Here is a 17314-nt window from a genome sequence, read left to right as displayed (position 1 = left end):
GCGCAGCGGGTCCTGCGCTGCCGCGCTCGGGCTGCTCACGGGGCCACCTCCAGGGGGTCGGTGTCGAACGGCCCCACGACCGTGAGGTGGTGGGGTGCGGCCCACAGCTCGGCGGCCAGCTCCTGCACCTGGTCGGCGGTGACCGACCGGGTGCGGGCCAGCACGGTCTCCAGCGAGGCGTACTCGCCGTGCACCAGCTCGGCCCGCCCCAGGCGCGACATCCGGGAGCCGGAGTCCTCCAGGGCGAGGACGGTGCTGCCGCTGACCTGCCCGACGGCGCGCTCCAGCTCGCCGGGGCGCAGGCCCTGCTCGGCCAGGCCGCGCCACTCGGCGGCCAGCAGCTCGACCACCTCGGGCACCTTCGACGGCGAGCAGCCGGCGTACACCCCGAACAGGCCGGCGTCGGCGTAGCCGGAGGCGAAGGAGTAGACCGAGTACGCCAGGCCCCGCTCCTCGCGGACCTCCTGGAAGAGCCGACTGCTCATACCGCCGCCGAGGACGGCGTTCAGCACCGCCAGGACGAAGCGGCGGGGGTCGCCGGAGCACAGGCCCGCGCCGCCGAGGAGCACGTTGGCCTGCTCGGTGGGGCGGTCGACGGTGAGGACGCTGCTGCCCGGCAGGGACGCGGCCAGCGCCGTGACCGACCCGGTGCCCGCCCCGGCGCCGGCCGGGCCCCCGAGGGGGCGCCGCGGCAGCGGGGACGCCGACCGCTCGCCCCACCCGGCCCGCGCGAGCGCGTCGGCGACCATGCCGCACACGGCGTCGTGGTCGACGCCGCCCGCGGCGGTCACCACCAGGCCGGGAGCGGTGTAGTGCTGCTGGTAGTGCTCCCAGACCGCGTCGCGGGGCACGTCGAGGATGCTCTGCGCGGTGCCGCCGATGGGGCGGCCCAGCGGGCTGGTGGCGCCGAAGACCTGCTCGGTGAAGCGCTCGTGGGCGACGTCGACGGGGTCGTCGTCGTTCATCGCGAGCTCCTCCAGGATCACCTGGCGCTCGCCCTCGAGGTCGTCGGGGTCGAGGGTCGCGGAGGTGACCATGTCGGCGACGACGTCGACCGCCAGCGGCAGGTCGGTGTCGATGACGCGCGCGTAGTAGGTCGTGTGCTCCTTGCCGGTGGCGGCGTTCGACTCGCCGCCCACGGCGTCGAAGGCCGCGGCGATGTCGAGCGCGCTGCGCCGGGCGGTGCCCTTGAACAGCAGGTGCTCGAGGAAGTGCGTGGAGCCGAGGTGGCCGTCGGCCTCGTCGCGGGAGCCGACGCCGACCCACGCGCCGAGCGTGGCCGAGCGCAGGCCCGGCACGGACTCGGTGAGCACCCGAACGCCTCCGGCCAGGACGGTGCGCTGCACGAGGGGTCCCTCGTGAGCGCCGTCCTGGCCGGAGATCGTCTGGGTCCCGGTCGCCTCGAGGGGCAGCGGGACTGCAGTCATGTCAGGCGTTCAGCCTCAGATCGCCGCTGCCGGCGCGTCGTCGGCGTCGGCGCCAGCGGGCGCCTCGTCGATGACCGCGCTCAGGCTGAGCTTGCCGCGGGGGTCGATCTCGGTGATCTCCACCTGGATCTTCTGGCCCACGGACACGACGTCGTCGACGTTCTCGATCCGCTTGCCGCCGGCCAGGCCGCGCATCTTGGAGATGTGCAGCAGGCCGTCCTTGCCCGGCGTCAGCGAGATGAAGGCGCCGAACGCGGTCGTCTTGACGACGGTGCCGACGTAGCGCTCCCCCACCTCGGGCATCTGCGGGTTCGCGATCGCGTTGATGGCGCTGCGCGCCGCCTCCGCGCTCGGGCCGTCGGTCGCTCCGATGTAGACGGTGCCGTCGTCCTCGATGGAGATGTCGGCGCCGGTGTCGTCCTGGATCTGGTTGATCATCTTGCCCTTGGGGCCGATGACCTCGCCGATCTTGTCGACGGGGACCTTCACCGCGATGACGCGCGGGGCGGTGTCGGCCATCTCGTCGGGGGCGTCGATGGCCTCGGCCATGACGGACAGGATGTGCAGGCGCGCGTCGCGGGCCTGGGTCAGCGCGCCGGCCAGCACCGAGGCGGGGATGCCCTGGAGCTTGGTGTCGAGCTGGATGGCCGTCACGAACTCGGCGGTGCCGGCGACCTTGAAGTCCATGTCACCGAACGCGTCCTCGGCGCCCAGGATGTCGGTCAGCGCCGCGTAGCGGGTCTCACCGTCGACGTCCGCGGAGACGAGGCCCATGGCGATGCCGGCGACGGGGGCGCGCAGCGGCACACCCGCGTTCAGCAGCGACATGGTCGAGGCGCAGACCGAGCCCATGGAGGTCGAGCCGTTGGAGCTCAGGGCCTCGGAGACCTGGCGGATCGCGTAGGGGAAGTCCTCGCGGGCCGGCAGCACGGGCATGAGGGCGCGCTCGGCGAGGGCGCCGTGGCCGATCTCGCGGCGCTTCGGGGAGCCGACGCGGCCGGTCTCGCCGGTGGAGAACGGCGGGAAGTTGTAGTTGTGCATGTAGCGCTTGCGCGTCACCGGCGAGAGGGTGTCGAGCTGCTGCTCCATGCGGAGCATGTTCAGCGTGGTGACGCCCAGGATCTGGGTCTCGCCGCGCTCGAACAGCGCCGAGCCGTGCACGCGGGGCAGCACGTCGACCTCGGCGGCGAGCTGGCGGATGTCGCGCAGGCCGCGGCCGTCGATGCGGACGCCGTCGCGCAGGATCTGCTGGCGCACGAGCGACTTGTTCAGCGAGCGGAAGGCCGCGGAGACCTCCTTCTCACGCCCCTCGAACTGGCTGGCCAGCGACTCCTGGACCTTCGCCTTGGCGGCGTCGGTCGCGGACTCGCGCTCCTGCTTGTCGGCGATCGCGAGGGCAGCGGTCAGCTCGGCGGTGCCGGCGGCCGTGACGGCCTCGAGCACGTCGTCCTGGTAGTCCAGGAAGCGCGGGAAGGTCAGGGCCGGCTTCTGCGCGGAGGCGGCCAGCTCGGCCTGGGCGCGGCACAGCTCGGCGATGAAGGGCTTGGCGGCCTCGAGGCCCTCGGCCACGACCTCCTCGGTCGGCGCCTTCGCGCCGCCGGCGATCTTGTCGATCGCCGACTCGGTGGCCTCGGCCTCGACCATCATGATCGCGACGTCGTCGCCGACCACGCGGCCGGCCACGACCATGTCGAACACGGACCGCTCGGACTCGGAGAAGCGCGGGAAGGCGACCCACTGGCCGTCGATCAGGCTGACGCGGACGCCGCCGACCGGGCCGGAGAAGGGCAGGCCCGACAGCTGGGTCGAGGCCGACGCGGCGTTGATGGCCAGCACGTCGTACTGGTCGTCGGGGTGCAGCGCCAGGACGGAGACGACGACCTGGACCTCGTTGCGCAGGCCGCTCACGAAGGAGGGGCGCAGCGGCCGGTCGATCAGGCGGCAGGTGAGGATCGCGTCGGTGCCGGGGCGGCCCTCGCGGCGGAAGAACGAGCCGGGGATCTTGCCGATGGCGTACATGCGCTCTTCGACGTCGACCGTCAGCGGGAAGAAGTCGAAGCCGTCGCGCGGGTGCTTCCCGGCGGTGGTGGCGCTCAGCAGCATGGTCTCGTCGTCGAGGTAGGCGGCGACGGAGCCGGCGGCCTGCTTGGCCAGGCGGCCGGTCTCGAAGCGGACGGTGCGCTTGCCGTAGCTGCCGTTGTCGAGGACGGCGGTGGTGGCGGTGATCTCGGGACCCTCCACGGGTTCCCTCCTTCGTGTCGGTCGGTGGCGAGCTCGCGGGCCGCGAGCGGGCGGGCCGGCCATCGATCGAAGCCTCCGGGCCTGCCCGCTCCCTGGGGGCGGGCGTCCCGGCGGCCACTGTCGAGGACCGGTGCGCATCGCTCGCGCCGGGCTCTGGTGGCTCCCCGGGGCGGCCGGTCGGCCGACCCGGGGGGTGGTGCTGGTCTGTCGGTGGTGCTGGGCGGGTCCCGCGGGGTGCAGGACCGCAGCGACCCCCGGCGCAGGCGCCGGGGGTCGCTCGTGGTCAGCGGCGGATGCCGAGGCGCTCGATGATCGAGCGGTAGCGGTTGATGTCCGTCTTGGTCAGGTACTGGAGCAGGCGGCGGCGCTGGCCGACGAGCAGGAGCAGACCACGACGGCTGTGGTGGTCGTGCTTGTGCTCCTTGAAGTGCTCGGTCAGGTCCTTGATGCGCTGGGTGAGCAGCGCGATCTGCACCTCGGGAGAGCCGGTGTCGCCCTCACCCGTTCCGTACTCGGAGATGATGCGCTGCTTGGTGGCGGCGTCGAGCGGCATGGTCGTGCTCCCTGGGAGTCTCGTTGCGCGGCGCTCCGGGGCTGGTCCACCCGGGCTCTTCGGTCCGCGGCCGTTCTGACGGCCCTCCCATGTTACAGGGGCGTGACCCGGGCTCTCCCCCGCCCGGTCCCGAGCGGACCAGCGACCTGCTCAGAGCACGGGCGGGTTCTCGTCGAGCACCCGGCGGCACCGCACGACGTCGGCGTCCATCTGCTCCACGAGCGCGTCCACGGAGTCGAACCTCAGCGTGGGCCGCAGCATCTCGACGACGTCGACGCCCACGCGCTCGCCGTACAGGTCGAGGTCCCGCGAGGCGTCGGCCCCGACGAGGGCGTGCGCCTCGAGACGCTGCTCCAGGCCGTCGAAGGTGGGGTTGGTGCCGATCGAGATGGCGGCGGGGAGCACGCAGCCGCCCGGCACGTCGCGGCCCTCCTCCTGCGCGTCCAGGCGCACCAGCCACCCGGCGTAGACGCCGTCGGCGGGCAGCAGCACCTCCACGCGACCGAGGTTGGCGGTCGGGTAGCCCAGCTCGCGGCCGCGGTGGTCGCCGTGGACCACCACGCCCTCGACCCGGTGCGGGCGCCCCAGCTGCTCGGCGGCGCCGGCGGCGTCACCGGCGTCGAGCAGCTCGCGCACCCACGACGACGACCAGCGCCGCTCGCCGTCGCCGCCGCCCTCGCCGTGCACGTCCTCCAGGGCGACGGTGTCGAAGCCCTGCTCGGCGCCCAGCGCGCGCAGGGTCTCCAGGGAGCCGGAGCCTGCCCGTCCGAAGCGCACGTCGCGGCCGGCGCAGACGGTCGCCGCCCCCAGGGCCCCGACGAGCACGTCGGTGACGAAGCGCTCCGGCGGCCACGCCGCCAGCTCCCGGGTGAAGGGCAGCACCAGCACCGCGTCGAGCCCGGTCCGCTCCAGCAGCTCGAGCTTGCGGCGCGTCGTCGTCAGCAGCGCCGGCGCCTGCTCGGGCCGCAGCACCGCCAGCGGGTGCGGGTCGAAGGTGACGGCCACCGCTCGGCCGCCGATCGCGCGGGCGCGGGCGACGACGGCGCGCAGCACGCTCTGGTGCCCGCGGTGCACGCCGTCGAAGTTGCCCAGCGCCACGACCGAGGGCCCGTAGCCCGCGGGGACCTCGTCGGTTCCGTACCAGCGCTCCACGCGGACAGTCTGGACGCCGCCGCGGGCGGCGGTGCCCACGGGGTGCGCCACGGGGTGCGCCGGACTCCCTGCAGGCCGATCATGGGGGGATGGCCGGACTCCTGAGCAAGCTCACCGACTTCGCCCGCAGCCCCAAGGGGCAGCGCGCCATCAGCACCGCGAGCCGCAAGGCGCAGCAGATGGCCCGGGACCCCAAGAACAGGTCCAAGATCGACGGTCTGCGCTCCAAGCTCGGCGGCCGCGGCGGCACCGGCGGGGGCACCACCCCCCGCTGACCCCTCGGCGCGGCGCCTGCGCCCGGTGACCCTGCAGAAGACCCGCACCGCGACCTGCGCCGTGCGGGTCTTCTGCGTGCTCGCGGCCCCGGGGTCAGCTGCTCCCCCGCACCGGCTCCGCGAGGGCGACCTCCTCCTCGGTGAGCAGCCGCGACCTGATGAGGAAGCGCACGCCCTCGGGGGCCTCGAGGCTGAAGCCCGCTCCCCTGCCGGGCACCACGTCGACCGTGAGGTGCGTGTGCCGCCAGTACTCGTACTGCGAGGCCGACATCCAGAACGGCGCCCCGGCCACCTGGCCGAGCAGCACGTCGGCCTCGGAGGTGATGAAGTCGCCGTCGGGGAAGCACATCGGCGACGAGCCGTCGCAGCAGCCCCCGGACTGGTGGAACATCACCGGCCCGTGCTGCTCGACGAGCTGCGCGACCAGGGCCGCCGCGGCGGGGGTGATGTCCACCCTCGCCGCGGCGACCGCCCCGGGGGCGGGCTCCATCAGAAGAAGCCGAGCTTGTCCGGCGAGTAGCTGACCAGCATGTTCTTGGTCTGCTGGTAGTGGTCGAGCATCATCTTGTGGTTCTCGCGGCCGATGCCCGACTGCTTGTACCCGCCGAACGCGGCGTGCGCGGGGTACGCGTGGTAGTTGTTCACCCACACCCGCCCCGCCTGGATGCCGCGCCCGAGCCGGTAGGCGGTGTTCGCGTCGCGGGTCCACACGCCGGCGCCGAGGCCGTAGAGCGTGTCGTTGGCGATGCGCAGCGCGTCGTCCTCGTCGGAGAAGCGCGTCACCGACACGACGGGGCCGAAGATCTCCTCCTGGAACACCCGCATCGAGTTGCTGCCCTCGAAGATCGTCGGCTCCACGTAGTAGCCGTCGGGCAGGCCCTCGACGGTCCGGCGGCCGCCGCCGGTGCGCACGGTCGCGCCCTCGTCGCGACCGATCTGCAGGTAGCTGAGGATCTTCTCCAGCTGGTCGTTGCTGGCCTGCGCGCCGATCATCGTGGCGGTGTCGAGCGGGTCGCCCGAGACGATCGCCTCCACGCGCTTCGTGGCGCGGTCCATGAACTCGTCGTAGATCGACTCGTGCACCAGCGCGCGCGACGGGCAGGTGCAGACCTCGCCCTGGTTGAGGGCGAACATCGCGAAGCCCTCGAGCGCCTTGTCGAGGAAGGCGTCGTCGGCCGCCATGACGTCGGGCATGAAGACGTTGGGGCCCTTGCCGCCCAGCTCGAGGGTCACCGGGATGAGGTTCTGCGAGGCGTACTGCATGATCAGCCGGCCCGTCGTCGTCTCGCCGGTGAAGGCGATCTTGGCGATCCGGTCCGACGACGCGAGGGGCTTGCCGGCCTCTGCGCCGAAGCCGTTGACCACGTTGAGCACGCCGTCGGGCAGCAGGTCGCCGATCAGCTCGACCAGCTTGAGGATCGACCACGGCGTCTGCTCGGCGGGCTTGAGGACGACGCAGTTGCCCGCCGCGAGCGCCGGCGCCAGCTTCCAGATCGCCATGAGGATCGGGAAGTTCCAGGGGATGATCTGCCCGACCACGCCCAGCGGCTCGTGGAAGTGGTACGCCACGGTCGAGTCGTCGATGGGCGAGATGCCGCCCTCCTGGGCGCGGATCGCCCCGGCGAAGTAGCGGAAGTGGTCGACGGCCAGCGGCAGGTCGGCGTTGAGGGTCTCGCGGACGGCCTTGCCGTTCTCCCAGCACTCCGCGACGGCGAGCTCCTCGAGGTGCTCCTCCATGCGGTCGGCGATCTTGTTGAGGGTGTTGGCGCGCTGGGCGGGGCTGGTGCGCCCCCAGGTCTGGGCGACGCCGTGGGCGGCCTCGAGCGCGAGGTCGACGTCGGCCTTCGTGCTGCGGGCCACCTGCGTGAACACCTGGCCGGTGATCGGCGAGGGGTTGTCGAAGTACCGGCCCTCGACCGGCGGCACCCACTTGCCGCCGATGTAGTTGTCGTAGCGCTCCTCGTAGCTGACGAGGGCGCCGTCGGTACCGGGCTGGGCGTAGGCCATGGAGGTCCTCCACTGCGTGCTGGGCACGCTCGACGTCGCTGTCGTGCTCCCCGGTCTGGGGGTGCCGCCGATGCTGCGGCGAGGAGGGTTGGTGACCGGTTGGTCGCTCGGCCGGGCCCCCGGCGGGCGGGTCAGCCGGCGGTGCGCAGCCGGGCGGCGAGCAGCGCGCGGGCCGGTGAGCCGGGCGGGGCGGCGGCGAGGGCGGCGGCGATGACCGCCTCGTCCCAGGGGCAGGTCCTGGCCCAGCGCAGGGCGGCCTCCGGGGCCGGGGCGGCGAGGAGGGCCTCCCGGACCGCGCAGGTGACGTAGTCGGCGGTCTGGCGCAGCGCCGGCGACTCGGTGCCGGCCAGCAGCTCGCCGCCGTACAGCTCGGCGGCGGCGCCCGGGTCGCCCTGGGCGACGGCGTCGAGCACGCCGTCGACGTCGGTGCGCACGGCCAGGTCCAGCCGGTACGGGCGCGATGACAGCGCCCCGCCCAGCGCCGCCCTGACGTGGCTCACCTCGGCCTTGAGCGTGGAGGTGGTCACCGGCTCGTCGCCGTACAGGGCCGCGTGCAGCTCCGCCAGGGACATGCCCTCGGGGTGCAGGGCCAGTAGCGCCAGCACCTCCAGCTGGCGGCGGCTCAGCCGCAGGGGGCGCCCTCCCAGGCGCGCCTCGGCGCCGCCGAGCAGCCGCAGCTCCAGCACGGGGCCGCCCGGGGGCCGGTGGGGCGCGGGGGGCGCCCCGGCGGCGACCTGCACGAGCTGGGCCAGGGCCGCCGCCGTCGCCGGCCCGAGGGGCTGGGCGCGGTCCCAGGTGGTCGACAGGTCGACCACCCCGAGCGCGCGGCCGCTGGCCTGGTCGTAGACGGGCGCCGCCCAGCACACCCACCCCTCGACGGCGTGGGCGAAGTGCTCCGCGGACCAGACCGTGGCGGGGGCGCCCGTGCGCAGCGCCAGGTCGAGGGCGTTGGTGCCGACGCTGGCCTCGTCCCAGCGGCCCCCGGGGGCGAACCCCACGGCCTCGGCGCGGCGGCGCATCACGCGGCCGGCGGAGGTCCACAGGATGCGGGCCGAGGCGTCGGTGACGGCCACCACGAGGTCGCCGTCGACGGCCGCGCGCTCCAGCTGCGGGCCCATCGCCTGCACGGCGCGCTGCAGCGGCGAGCCGCGCCACGTGCGGGCGACGTCGTCGGGGTCGGCCATGGGCGCGACGTCGAGGTCGGGCGCGACGCTCGCCGCCGAGCGCGCCCAGCTGGCCCGGATCTCCTCGCGGACGGCGGCAGCGGCGCTCCCCCGCGCGCGCCGGGCGGCGGCGATCTCGTCGCGGCGGCGCCTGGCGCCCACGGGCACAGCGGTCATCAGCGGCTCCGACCCCCTCCCCCCGGCACCGTCACCGGGGGATCCCCCTCAGGGTAGGTCGCGCGGCTCCGCCAGCACCAGGACCGGGCGGACCACCCCCTGGTCGAGGCGCACCAGCGCCACCAGCGGCCCCTCCTCGCCGGCGCGCACCGCCACCAGCTGCTCCCCGGCCCCGTCGGCGCCGTCCTCGGCGGCGGGCAGGTCGGCGGCGGACAGGCGCTGCCCCATCGCGAGGCGGCGCGCCGCGGCGTCGGAGGCGGCCACGAGCGGGAACTCCGCCCCGGCCGCCGTCGCCAGGTCGAGGCGGTGGGCGTCGACGCCGTCCTCGGCCAGCTGCTCGAGGGAGGCGGCGACGTCGTCGCGGTAGCCGCCGACGCGGGTGCGCCGCAGCGCCGTCAGCGAGCCGCCCACCCCCAGGGCCGCCCCGGCGTCGCGCGCCAGCGCCCGCACGTAGGTGCCCGAGCTGACGACGACGCGCACGTCGGCGTCCAGCGCCGCCACCCCGGGGGCGCGCTCGTCGCGGGCGGGACGCACGTCGAGCACCTCGAAGGCGCTGACGACGACGGGCCGCGCCTCCAGCACCACCTCCTGGCCGGCGCGGACCAGGGCGTGGGCGCGCTGCCCGTCGACCTTCTTGGCGCTGACGCTGCTGGGCACCTGGTCGAGCGCGCCGGTGAGGGCGGCCGCCGCGCGCTCGACGTGGGCGCGGGTCAGGTGGGAGGCGTCCGCGCGCGCCAGGACGTCGCCCTCGGCGTCGTCGGTGTGGGTCGCCACCCCGAACCGGACCGTGGCCAGGTACTCCTTCTCGGCGCCCACGAGGTGCGTCAGCAGGCGGGTGGCGCGCTCCACACCGACGAGCAGCACGCCGGTGGCCGCGGGGTCGAGCGTGCCGGCGTGACCCACCCGGCGGGTGCCCGCCAAACGCCGCAGGCGGGAGACGACGTCGTGGCTGGTCATCCCGGCGGGCTTGTCGATGACCAGGAGGCCGCTGGGGGCGCCGGAGGGACGGCGGCTCACGCCTCGCTCCCGGCGGGAGCGCAGCGGCGGGGCAGGGCTGACGGGTGCACCGCGACACCCTCCCAGCCCGCCACGTCGCAGGACGCTGTCGGGTCAGCCGACGGGGCGCTCCGAGCCGTCGGCCGCGTCGCCCTCGTCGTCCTCGACGGGCTTGCGGTACGGGTCCGCCTCGCCGGCGTAGGTCTTGCCGTCGGCCAGGGCGGCCACCTGCGCGTCACGCGCGGCGGTCTGCACGAGCACGTCGTCGAAGTGCGCGGAGGTCTCCGGCAGCGCGTCGGCGATGAACTCCAGCGTCGGGGTGAGCCGGATGCCCGTGCGGCGGCCGACCTCCGAGCGCAGCACCCCCTTGGCGCTGTTCAGGGCCGCGGCGGTGTCGGCGCGGTCGTCGTCGCTGCCGTACACGGTGTAGAAGACCGTGGCGTGCTGCAGGTCACCGGTCACGCGGGCGTCGGTGATGGTGATGAACCCGAGCCGCGGGTCCTTGATGCGCCGCTCGAGGGTCTCGGCGACGACGACCTTGATGCGGTCGGCGAGCTTGCGGGCGCGGGCCGGGTCGGCCACGGGGTCCTCCTGGTGGTTCGTGCCGCCCCCGTGCGGGAGCGGGTCAGTCGTCGTCGCTGTGGATCATCGTGTGGGCGGAGAGCAGCTGCACCTCCGGGTCGTCGGCGACGACCCGCTCGGCGGCGTCCAGCACGCGCTGCACGTGCGCGACGTCTCCGGCGACGACGCCGACGGACAGCTCGGCCCTGCGGTGCAGGTCCTGGTGACCGGTCTCCGCGGCGCTGACGTCGAGCTTCTTGAGCTGCGCCAGCAGCGGCCTGACGACGGCGCGCTTGTGCTTCAGCGAGTGGACGTCACCCAGGAGCAGGTCGACGACCAGGGCCCCCACGAACACGCTCGCTCACCTCCGCTGCACGCCGCTGGCCGGTGCGTCCGGCCCGGAGACCGCGGGCGCCCACCCCCGTGAGGGAGCGGACGCCCGCGGTCGTGGACGGTCGAGGGTCAGACGCGGGGCTTCTCCCGCATCTCGTACGTCTCGATGACGTCGCCCTCCTTGACGTCGTTGAAGCTGCCCAGGCCGATGCCGCACTCGAAGCCGTCGCGGACCTCGGTCGCGTCGTCCTTGAAGCGCCGCAGCGACTCGATGCCGAGGTCGTTGCCGACCACGACGCCGTCGCGGGTGAGGCGCGCCTTGGAGTTGCGGCGGATCGTGCCGGTGCGCACCAGGCAGCCGGCGATGTTGCCGAACTTGGAGGAGCGGAACACCTCGCGCACCTCGGCGGTGCCGAGCTGCACCTCCTCGTACTCCGGCTTGAGCAGGCCGCGCAGGGCGAGCTCGACGTCGTCGATGGCCTGGTAGATGACCGAGTAGTAGCGCATGTCGATGCCCTCGCGCTCGGCCAGCTCGGCGACCCGCTCGGCGGGGCGCACGTTGAAGCCGATGATGATGGCGTCGTCGACCGTGGCCAGGTTGACGTCGTTCTGGGTGATGGCACCCACGCCGCGGTGGATGATCCGCAGCTCGACGTCGTCGCTGATCTCGATCTTGAGCAGCGCGTCCTCGAGGGCCTCGACCGAGCCCGAGCCGTCACCCTTGAGGATGAGGTTGAGGGTCTCGACCTTGCCCGCCGCGAGGGCCTCGGTGAGGTCCTCCAGGCTGATGCGCTTGCGGCGCTTGGCCAGGCTGGCCGCGCGGGCGGCCGACTCGCGGCGCTCGGCGATCTGGCGGGCGGTGCGGTCGTCGGGGGCCACCAGGAAGGTGTCGCCGGCGCCGGGCACCGCGGTCAGACCGAGCACGAGGACCGGACGCGACGGCGTCGCCTCGTCGACCGGGTTGCCGTGCTCGTCGAGCATGGCGCGCACGCGGCCGTAGCCGTTGCCGGCCACGATCGCGTCACCGACGCGCAGGGTGCCGGACTGCACCAGCACCGTGGCGACGGGGCCGCGGCCCTTGTCGAGGTGGGCCTCGATGGCCACGCCGCGGGCGTCCTTGTCGGGGTTGGCCCGCATGTCGAGCGCCGCGTCGGCGGTCAGCAGGACGGCCTCGAGGAGGTCGTCGATGCCGGTCCGCTTCAGCGCGCTGATCGGCACGAACATGGTGTCGCCGCCGTACTGCTCGGCCACCAGGTTGTACTCGGTCAGCTGCTGCATGACCTTGTCGGGGTTCGCCCCCTCCTTGTCGATCTTGTTGACCGCCACCACGATCGGCACGCCTGCGGCCTGCGCGTGGTTGAGGGCCTCGATCGTCTGGGGCATCACGCCGTCGTCGGCCGCGACCACGAGGATCGCGATGTCCGTGACCTGAGCACCGCGGGCGCGCATGGCGGTGAACGCCTCGTGGCCCGGGGTGTCGATGAAGGTGATCGCGCGGTCGACGCCCTCGTGGTCGGTGTGCACCTGGTACGCACCGATCGCCTGGGTGATGCCGCCGGCCTCGCCCGCCACCACGTCGGTGGAGCGGATCGCGTCGAGCAGCTTCGTCTTTCCGTGGTCGACGTGGCCCATGACGGTGACCACCGGAGGACGCGCCTCCAGGTCGTCGTCGTCCTCGGCCTCGAGCTCGGCGTCGAGGTCGATGTCGAAGCCGGCGAGCAGCTCGCGCTCCTCGTCCTCCGGCGACACGATCTGCACGTCGTAGCCGAGCTCCGCGCCCAGGGTGCGGAAGGTGTCCTCGTCGAGCGACTGCGTGGCGGTGGCCATCTCACCGAGGTGGAACAGCACCGTCACCAGCGACGCGGGGTTCGCGTCGATGCGCTCGGCGAAGTCGGTCAGCGAGGCGCCGCGGCGCAGGCGGATGACGGTCGTGCCGTCACCGCGCCGGACCTGCACGCCGCCGACGCTCGGGGCCTGCATGGCCTCGAACTCCTGGCGCTTGGCGCGCTTCGACTTGCGCCCGCGCACTGGACGGCCGCCGGAGCGGCCGAAGGCGCCCTGCGTGCCGCCGCGACCGCGGCCGCCCTTGCCGAAGCCACCGCCGGCGGGGCCGCCGCCGGGGCGACCCGGAGCGCCGCCGCCACCGGGACCACCCGGACGGCCGGGGCCGCCGGGACGGCCCGGAGCACCGCCGCGGGCGGGGGCGCCGGGGCGGCCCACGCTCGAGCGGCCGGGCATCATGCCCGGGTTGGGGCGGGGGCCGCCGGGGCGCGGACCACCGGGACGGGGACCGCCCGGACGCTCACCCGCACCGGCAGCCGGAGCGCCGGGGGCGCTCGGAGCGCCGGGGGCTCCACCGGGAGCACCCGGGCCCTGCGGGCGGGGAGCACCGGCGCGCATGCCCTGGCTGGGCGCGAACGGGTTGTTGCCGGGGCGGGGGGCCCCGGGGCGGGGTGCGCCGCCGGGGCGCATGCCCTGGCTGGGCGCGAACGGGTTGTTGCCCGGGCGGGCAGCACCCGGACCGGCCGGACGCGCGCCACCGGGAGCACCGGGAGCACCCGGACGCGGAGCCGCAGCACCGGGGCGACCGGGGGTCGCCGACGGGGCGGACGGACCCGCGGGACGGGGGGCCGCGCCGCCGGGCGCCGGGCGCGAGGGGGCCGCGGCGGCAGCCGGGGCCTGAGCGGCGGCACGCTCGGGAGCGGCCGGCGCGGAGGGCGCCGACGGGCCCGGGCGAGCTGCGGCCGGAGCCGGAGCCGGGCTGGCCGACGGGGCCGACGGCGCGGGCGCCGGAGCGCTGGCCGCGGGGGCCTGCGGCGCCGGGGCGGGCGCGGACGGCACAGCGCGGGGGCCGGGACGGACGCCGCCGGGGGCGGCCGGCGACGGCGCCGGGCGCGACGGGGCGGCGGGGGCTGCGCTGCTGCCGCCGTACTCGGCCTTCAGCTTGCGCACGACAGGGGGCTCCAGCGTCGAGCTGGGGGACTTCACGAACTCGCCCATGTCCTGGAGCCTGGACATCAGCGCCTTGCTCTCTACTCCGAACTCCTTGGCGAGCTCGTATACCCGGACCTTGGCCACATCTCTCCTCGTCCGGTCCGGGCCAGACGGGCTCGGACCGTGGTCAGTGCTGGGGGGTGTTCATCGCTGGGAGCTCATCGGGTGCCCATGAGGGTGATGACCCGCTCTCGTTGCTCGTCGACGGTGGTGGACGGTGCGTCCCGGTGGTGCCCTGGCCGGCGGGGGCGCGGTGGTGCAGGTGCTCGCGGACGGCGGTCGCGTCGACCGGACCCTGCACGCGCAGGGCACGGGCGAACGCCCGCCGGCGCTCCGCGAGGTCCAGGCAGGCCCGGTCGGGGTGCAGCCAGGCACCACGTCCGGGCAACCGGGCGCCAGGGTCGGGGACGGCGACCACGGGGGCGCCCTCCACGGCCGCGACGACGCGCAGCAACCGCGACCGGTCACCCCGCTGGCGGCACCCCACGCAGGTCCGCTGCGGTCCCGTGGGAGCCGGTGGCGGAGCCGGTGGCTGCTGGGCGAGGAGCCCGGCGTCGTCCAGTCTACCGCTCCTGGCGTCGGACGGCTCCCGGCCGGCCCGGGGCGCGGTCGGCGGAGGCTCTCGCGGCGCCGTCACCACCGCCGGCGTCGGCGGTGTCCGGGACCTCGGCGTCGGAGCGGATGTCGATCCGCCACCCGGTCAGGCGGGCGGCGAGGCGGGCGTTCTGCCCCTCCTTGCCGATGGCCAGCGACAGCTGGAAGTCGGGCACGACCACGCGGGCGGCCCGCGCGGCGGCGTCGACGACCTCGACCGACACCACGCGCGCCGGCGACAGCGCGTTCGCCACGAACTGCGCGGGGTCGTCGTCCCAGTCGACGATGTCGATCTTCTCGCCGTGCAGCTCGGTCATGACGGCGCGCACGCGGGCGCCCATCGGGCCGATGCAGGCGCCCTTCGGGTTGACGCCCGACCGGGTGGCGCGGACGGCCACCTTGGAGCGGTGCCCGGCCTCGCGGGCCATCGCCATGATCTGGACCGTGCCGTCGGCGACCTCGGGCACCTCCAGCGCGAACAGCGAGCGCACCAGGTCGGGGTGGGTGCGCGAGACGGTCACCGAGGGCCCCTTGGGCGTGCGGCGCACCGACACCACGAAGGCGCGCAGGCGGGCGCCGTGGGTGTAGGTCTCCCCCGGCACCTGCTCGCTCGGCGGCATGACGGCCTCGAAGCCGCCGATGTCGAGGTGCACGAGGCGGCGGTCGTGGCCCTGCTGCACGACGCCGCTGATGACGTCGCCCTCCCGGCCGGCGAAGGCCCCGAGCACCTGCTCGTCCTCCGCGGCGCGCAGGCGCTGCAGGATCACCTGCCGGGCGGTCCCGGCGGCGACGCGGCCGAAGCCCTTGGGGGTGTCGTCGAACTCCCGCAGGACGTTGCCCTCGTCGTCGGTCTCCGCCGCCCACACCACGACGTGCCCGCTCTTGCGGTCGATCTCCACCCGCGCCCGCGGCTCGGCGCCCTCGGTGCGCTGGTAGGCCAGCAGCATCGCCTGCTCGATGGCCGTGACCAGGACGCCCAGCGGGATCTCCCGCTCGCGCTCCACGGCCCGCAGGACCGCCATGTCGATGTCCATCAGACCTCGTCCTCGTCCGTCGCGTCGTCGAGCTCGTCGCCCTCGTCGTCGCCCTCGTCACCCAGCTCGTCGTCGGCCTCGTCGGCGCCGGGGCGGGAGAACTCCACCTGCACCCGGCCCGTGCCCAGCTCGGCCCAGGCGGCCCGCAGGCGCTGGCCGTCCACGTCGAGCTCGACGCCCTCGTCGTCGACGACGACCACGCGGCCGGTCGTCGCGGCGCCGGCGACCGTCGTCGCCACCAGCCGGGTGCGGGCGCGCGACCAGTGGCGGCGCTCGGTCAGCGGCCGGGAGACGCCCGGGGAGCCCACCTCGAGCACGTAGGGCTGCGAGCCGAGCGCGTCGTCGACGGTGTCCATCGCGGCGCCCACGGCCCGCGAGACGGCGGCGAGCTGGTCGGAGGAGACCGAGCCGACGGCGTCGTCGGGGAGGTCGACGACCACCCGGACGACGGTGCGGGCGCCGGCGCGCGCCAGCTCGAGCTGCTCGAGGACGAGGCCGCTGCCGGTGACGGCGGGCTCGACCGCAGCGACGACGCGGTCGTGCGCGGACACCGGGGCTCCTGGGGTTCGGGGGCTTCGAGGGGGTGGTGCGGTGGTCGAGCGCCTCCGCGAGGGCGGGGGGCTGACCGGAGAACACTAGTCGCCGCGGCGGGGTGCTCCCGATCGCGGGCGGCGCCGTGCCGGGCGGTGGCAGGGTGGGCGGGTGCCGACCTCCCCCACCCGGCGGCTGGTGCTCGCGGCCCTCGCGGCGACCGCGACGGCGGGCGCCGCCGGCTGCTCGACCCCCTGGGGCGACCTGCGCGTCCAGCCCCTCGGCGGTGACCCTCCCCCGCCGGAGCCCGAGCCCGGGCCCGACGAGCTCGCCCGCCGGAGCGCGGTGAGCGGGGTGTCGGCAGCGCTCACCGCCCTGGACGGCTCCGCCCTCGACGACGCCGTGGCCGGCCCCCTGCGCTCGGCGCTGGGCGAGCAGCTGGTGGCGCTGGGCGAGACCGCGACCAGCAGCACCCCCGGCAGCACCCCCAGCAGCACCCCCAGCGCTCCCGCGAGCAGCGCGCCCGCCAGCAGCCCCACCCGCTCGGCGCCGGCATCGGCATCGGCGTCGGCGTCGGCGTCGAGCGGTGCGACCAGCAGCGCCGCCGCTGCGGTCGTGGCGGCGCTGACCTCGGCCGCGTCCGCCGCGCGCGAGCCCCTGGCCGACGTGGCCGGCGGCACCGCGCGGCTGCTGGCCTGCCTGGCCGCGGGCCTCGACGTCGCCGCCGGCTGGGCGTCCGGCGCCACCGCGAGCGGGTCGGCCGGTGCACCCAGCAGCACCACCGGCTCGACGTCCACGGGCTCCTCGACCTCCTCACCGAGCCCCACCGCTGCTGCCGGCTCCGGCGAGCAGGGCGCCCTGGCGGTGGCGCTGGCCGCCGAGGAGGCTGCTGAGTACGGCTACGGGGTGCTCGCCGTGCGGCTCTCCGGGGAGCTGCGCGCCTCGGCGCAGGCCGACCTCGCCGCCCACGCCCTCGCGGTCGAGGAGCTGCGCGAGCAGCTGCTGGCCCTGGGTGCCGCACCTCCCGAGCCGCCTCCGGCGTGGGCCCTGCCCGGGCCCGTGGCCGACGCCGCCGGGGCGGTCGCCCTGGCGGTCCAGCTCGAGGCCGCCGCGACGGCCGCCGCGGCCGACGTGGTCGCGGCGGCCGACCGGGAGCGGCGCGGCGCGGCCGCCGAGCGGGTGCTCGCCGCGGCCCAGCGCTGGCAGCGGTGGCGGTCGCAGCAGCCGGAGACCGCCGCCGCGCTGGTGGCGCTGCCCGGGCTGTCCGGCCGCTGAC

The 17314-nt window shown here is 75.3% G+C and carries 16 protein-coding genes; 2 read left to right on the top strand and 14 right to left on the bottom strand.

The features are described from left to right. Nucleotides 1–35: 35 nt before the first annotated feature. The 4 genes from F1641_RS02915 to F1641_RS02900 all read right to left on the bottom strand — a co-directional run bounded on the left by F1641_RS02915 (nucleotide 36) and on the right by F1641_RS02900 (nucleotide 5424). The gene (locus tag F1641_RS02915; protein ID WP_194902936.1) at nucleotides 36–1427 is read right to left on the bottom strand and encodes a pitrilysin family protein; all 1392 of its coding nucleotides are present in this window, start codon (nucleotides 1425–1427) and stop codon (nucleotides 36–38) included. A 15-nt stretch (nucleotides 1428–1442) separates the two neighbouring features. Further along, complete coding sequence (locus tag F1641_RS02910; RefSeq protein WP_194902935.1) at nucleotides 1443–3668, bottom strand: polyribonucleotide nucleotidyltransferase; 2226 nt, start codon at nucleotides 3666–3668, stop codon at nucleotides 1443–1445. A gap of 283 nt (nucleotides 3669–3951) precedes the next feature. Then, nucleotides 3952–4221 (bottom strand): 30S ribosomal protein S15, encoded by a 270-nt coding sequence (gene rpsO / locus F1641_RS02905; RefSeq protein WP_194902934.1) that lies wholly within the window; start codon nucleotides 4219–4221, stop codon nucleotides 3952–3954. A 150-nt stretch (nucleotides 4222–4371) separates the two neighbouring features. Continuing rightward, a complete protein-coding gene (locus F1641_RS02900) occupies nucleotides 4372–5424 on the bottom strand; it encodes a bifunctional riboflavin kinase/FAD synthetase (RefSeq protein ID WP_309225338.1) in 1053 nt (350 codons plus the stop codon). Between the two features lie 38 nt (nucleotides 5425–5462). Here F1641_RS02900 and F1641_RS02895 point away from each other — a divergent pair, with 38 nt between their 5' ends. Next, the gene (locus F1641_RS02895) at nucleotides 5463–5648 is read left to right on the top strand and encodes a hypothetical protein (RefSeq protein ID WP_194902933.1); all 186 of its coding nucleotides are present in this window, start codon (nucleotides 5463–5465) and stop codon (nucleotides 5646–5648) included. A 94-nt stretch (nucleotides 5649–5742) separates the two neighbouring features. Here the strand turns inward: F1641_RS02895 and F1641_RS02890 are convergent, their stop codons facing one another. From F1641_RS02890 to rimP, 10 genes are all read right to left on the bottom strand, one after another. Beyond that, entirely contained in the window at nucleotides 5743–6138 is a 396-nt protein-coding gene (locus F1641_RS02890) for a DUF779 domain-containing protein (protein WP_194902932.1), read from the bottom strand. Next, nucleotides 6138–7655 (bottom strand): aldehyde dehydrogenase, encoded by a 1518-nt coding sequence (gene adh, locus F1641_RS02885; protein WP_194903332.1) that lies wholly within the window; start codon nucleotides 7653–7655, stop codon nucleotides 6138–6140. Before adh ends, F1641_RS02890 begins: the two co-directional genes overlap by 1 nt. A 131-nt stretch (nucleotides 7656–7786) precedes the next feature. Then, the gene (locus tag F1641_RS02880; RefSeq protein WP_194902931.1) at nucleotides 7787–8995 is read right to left on the bottom strand and encodes a transcriptional regulator; all 1209 of its coding nucleotides are present in this window, start codon (nucleotides 8993–8995) and stop codon (nucleotides 7787–7789) included. A 48-nt stretch (nucleotides 8996–9043) separates the two neighbouring features. Further along, nucleotides 9044–10012, bottom strand: coding sequence for a tRNA pseudouridine(55) synthase TruB (truB, locus tag F1641_RS02875; RefSeq protein WP_309225336.1), 969 nt, complete (start codon nucleotides 10010–10012; stop codon nucleotides 9044–9046). A gap of 93 nt (nucleotides 10013–10105) precedes the next feature. Beyond that, nucleotides 10106–10573 (bottom strand): 30S ribosome-binding factor RbfA, encoded by a 468-nt coding sequence (gene rbfA / locus F1641_RS02870; RefSeq protein WP_194902930.1) that lies wholly within the window; start codon nucleotides 10571–10573, stop codon nucleotides 10106–10108. Nucleotides 10574–10616: 43 nt separating this feature from the next. Further along, on the bottom strand, nucleotides 10617–10907 hold the full coding sequence (locus F1641_RS02865) for a DUF503 domain-containing protein (RefSeq protein WP_194902929.1): 291 nt from the start codon (nucleotides 10905–10907) through the stop codon (nucleotides 10617–10619). Between the two features lie 107 nt (nucleotides 10908–11014). Then, entirely contained in the window at nucleotides 11015–13963 is a 2949-nt protein-coding gene (gene infB, locus F1641_RS22825; RefSeq protein WP_194902928.1) for a translation initiation factor IF-2, read from the bottom strand. Nucleotides 13964–14006: 43 nt separating this feature from the next. Then, nucleotides 14007–14441 (bottom strand): YlxR family protein, encoded by a 435-nt coding sequence (locus tag F1641_RS02855; RefSeq protein ID WP_194903330.1) that lies wholly within the window; start codon nucleotides 14439–14441, stop codon nucleotides 14007–14009. 1 nt (nucleotide 14442) lies between these two features. Beyond that, entirely contained in the window at nucleotides 14443–15507 is a 1065-nt protein-coding gene (gene nusA / locus F1641_RS02850) for a transcription termination factor NusA (RefSeq protein ID WP_194902927.1), read from the bottom strand. Beyond that, complete coding sequence (rimP, locus tag F1641_RS02845) at nucleotides 15507–16058, bottom strand: ribosome maturation factor RimP (protein WP_194902926.1); 552 nt, start codon at nucleotides 16056–16058, stop codon at nucleotides 15507–15509. Before rimP ends, nusA begins: the two co-directional genes overlap by 1 nt. Nucleotides 16059–16209: 151 nt before the next feature. Between rimP and F1641_RS22820 the strand changes: the two genes are divergently transcribed. Continuing rightward, nucleotides 16210–17313, top strand: coding sequence for a DUF4439 domain-containing protein (locus F1641_RS22820; protein ID WP_194902925.1), 1104 nt, complete (start codon nucleotides 16210–16212; stop codon nucleotides 17311–17313). Nucleotide 17314: the final 1 nt, after the last annotated feature.

Origin of the sequence: Quadrisphaera sp. INWT6, from assembly GCF_015390235.1 — a bacterium.
Lineage (GTDB): Bacteria > Actinomycetota > Actinomycetes > Actinomycetales > Quadrisphaeraceae > Quadrisphaera.
This window is presented reverse-complemented; position numbering and strand designations above follow the sequence as displayed.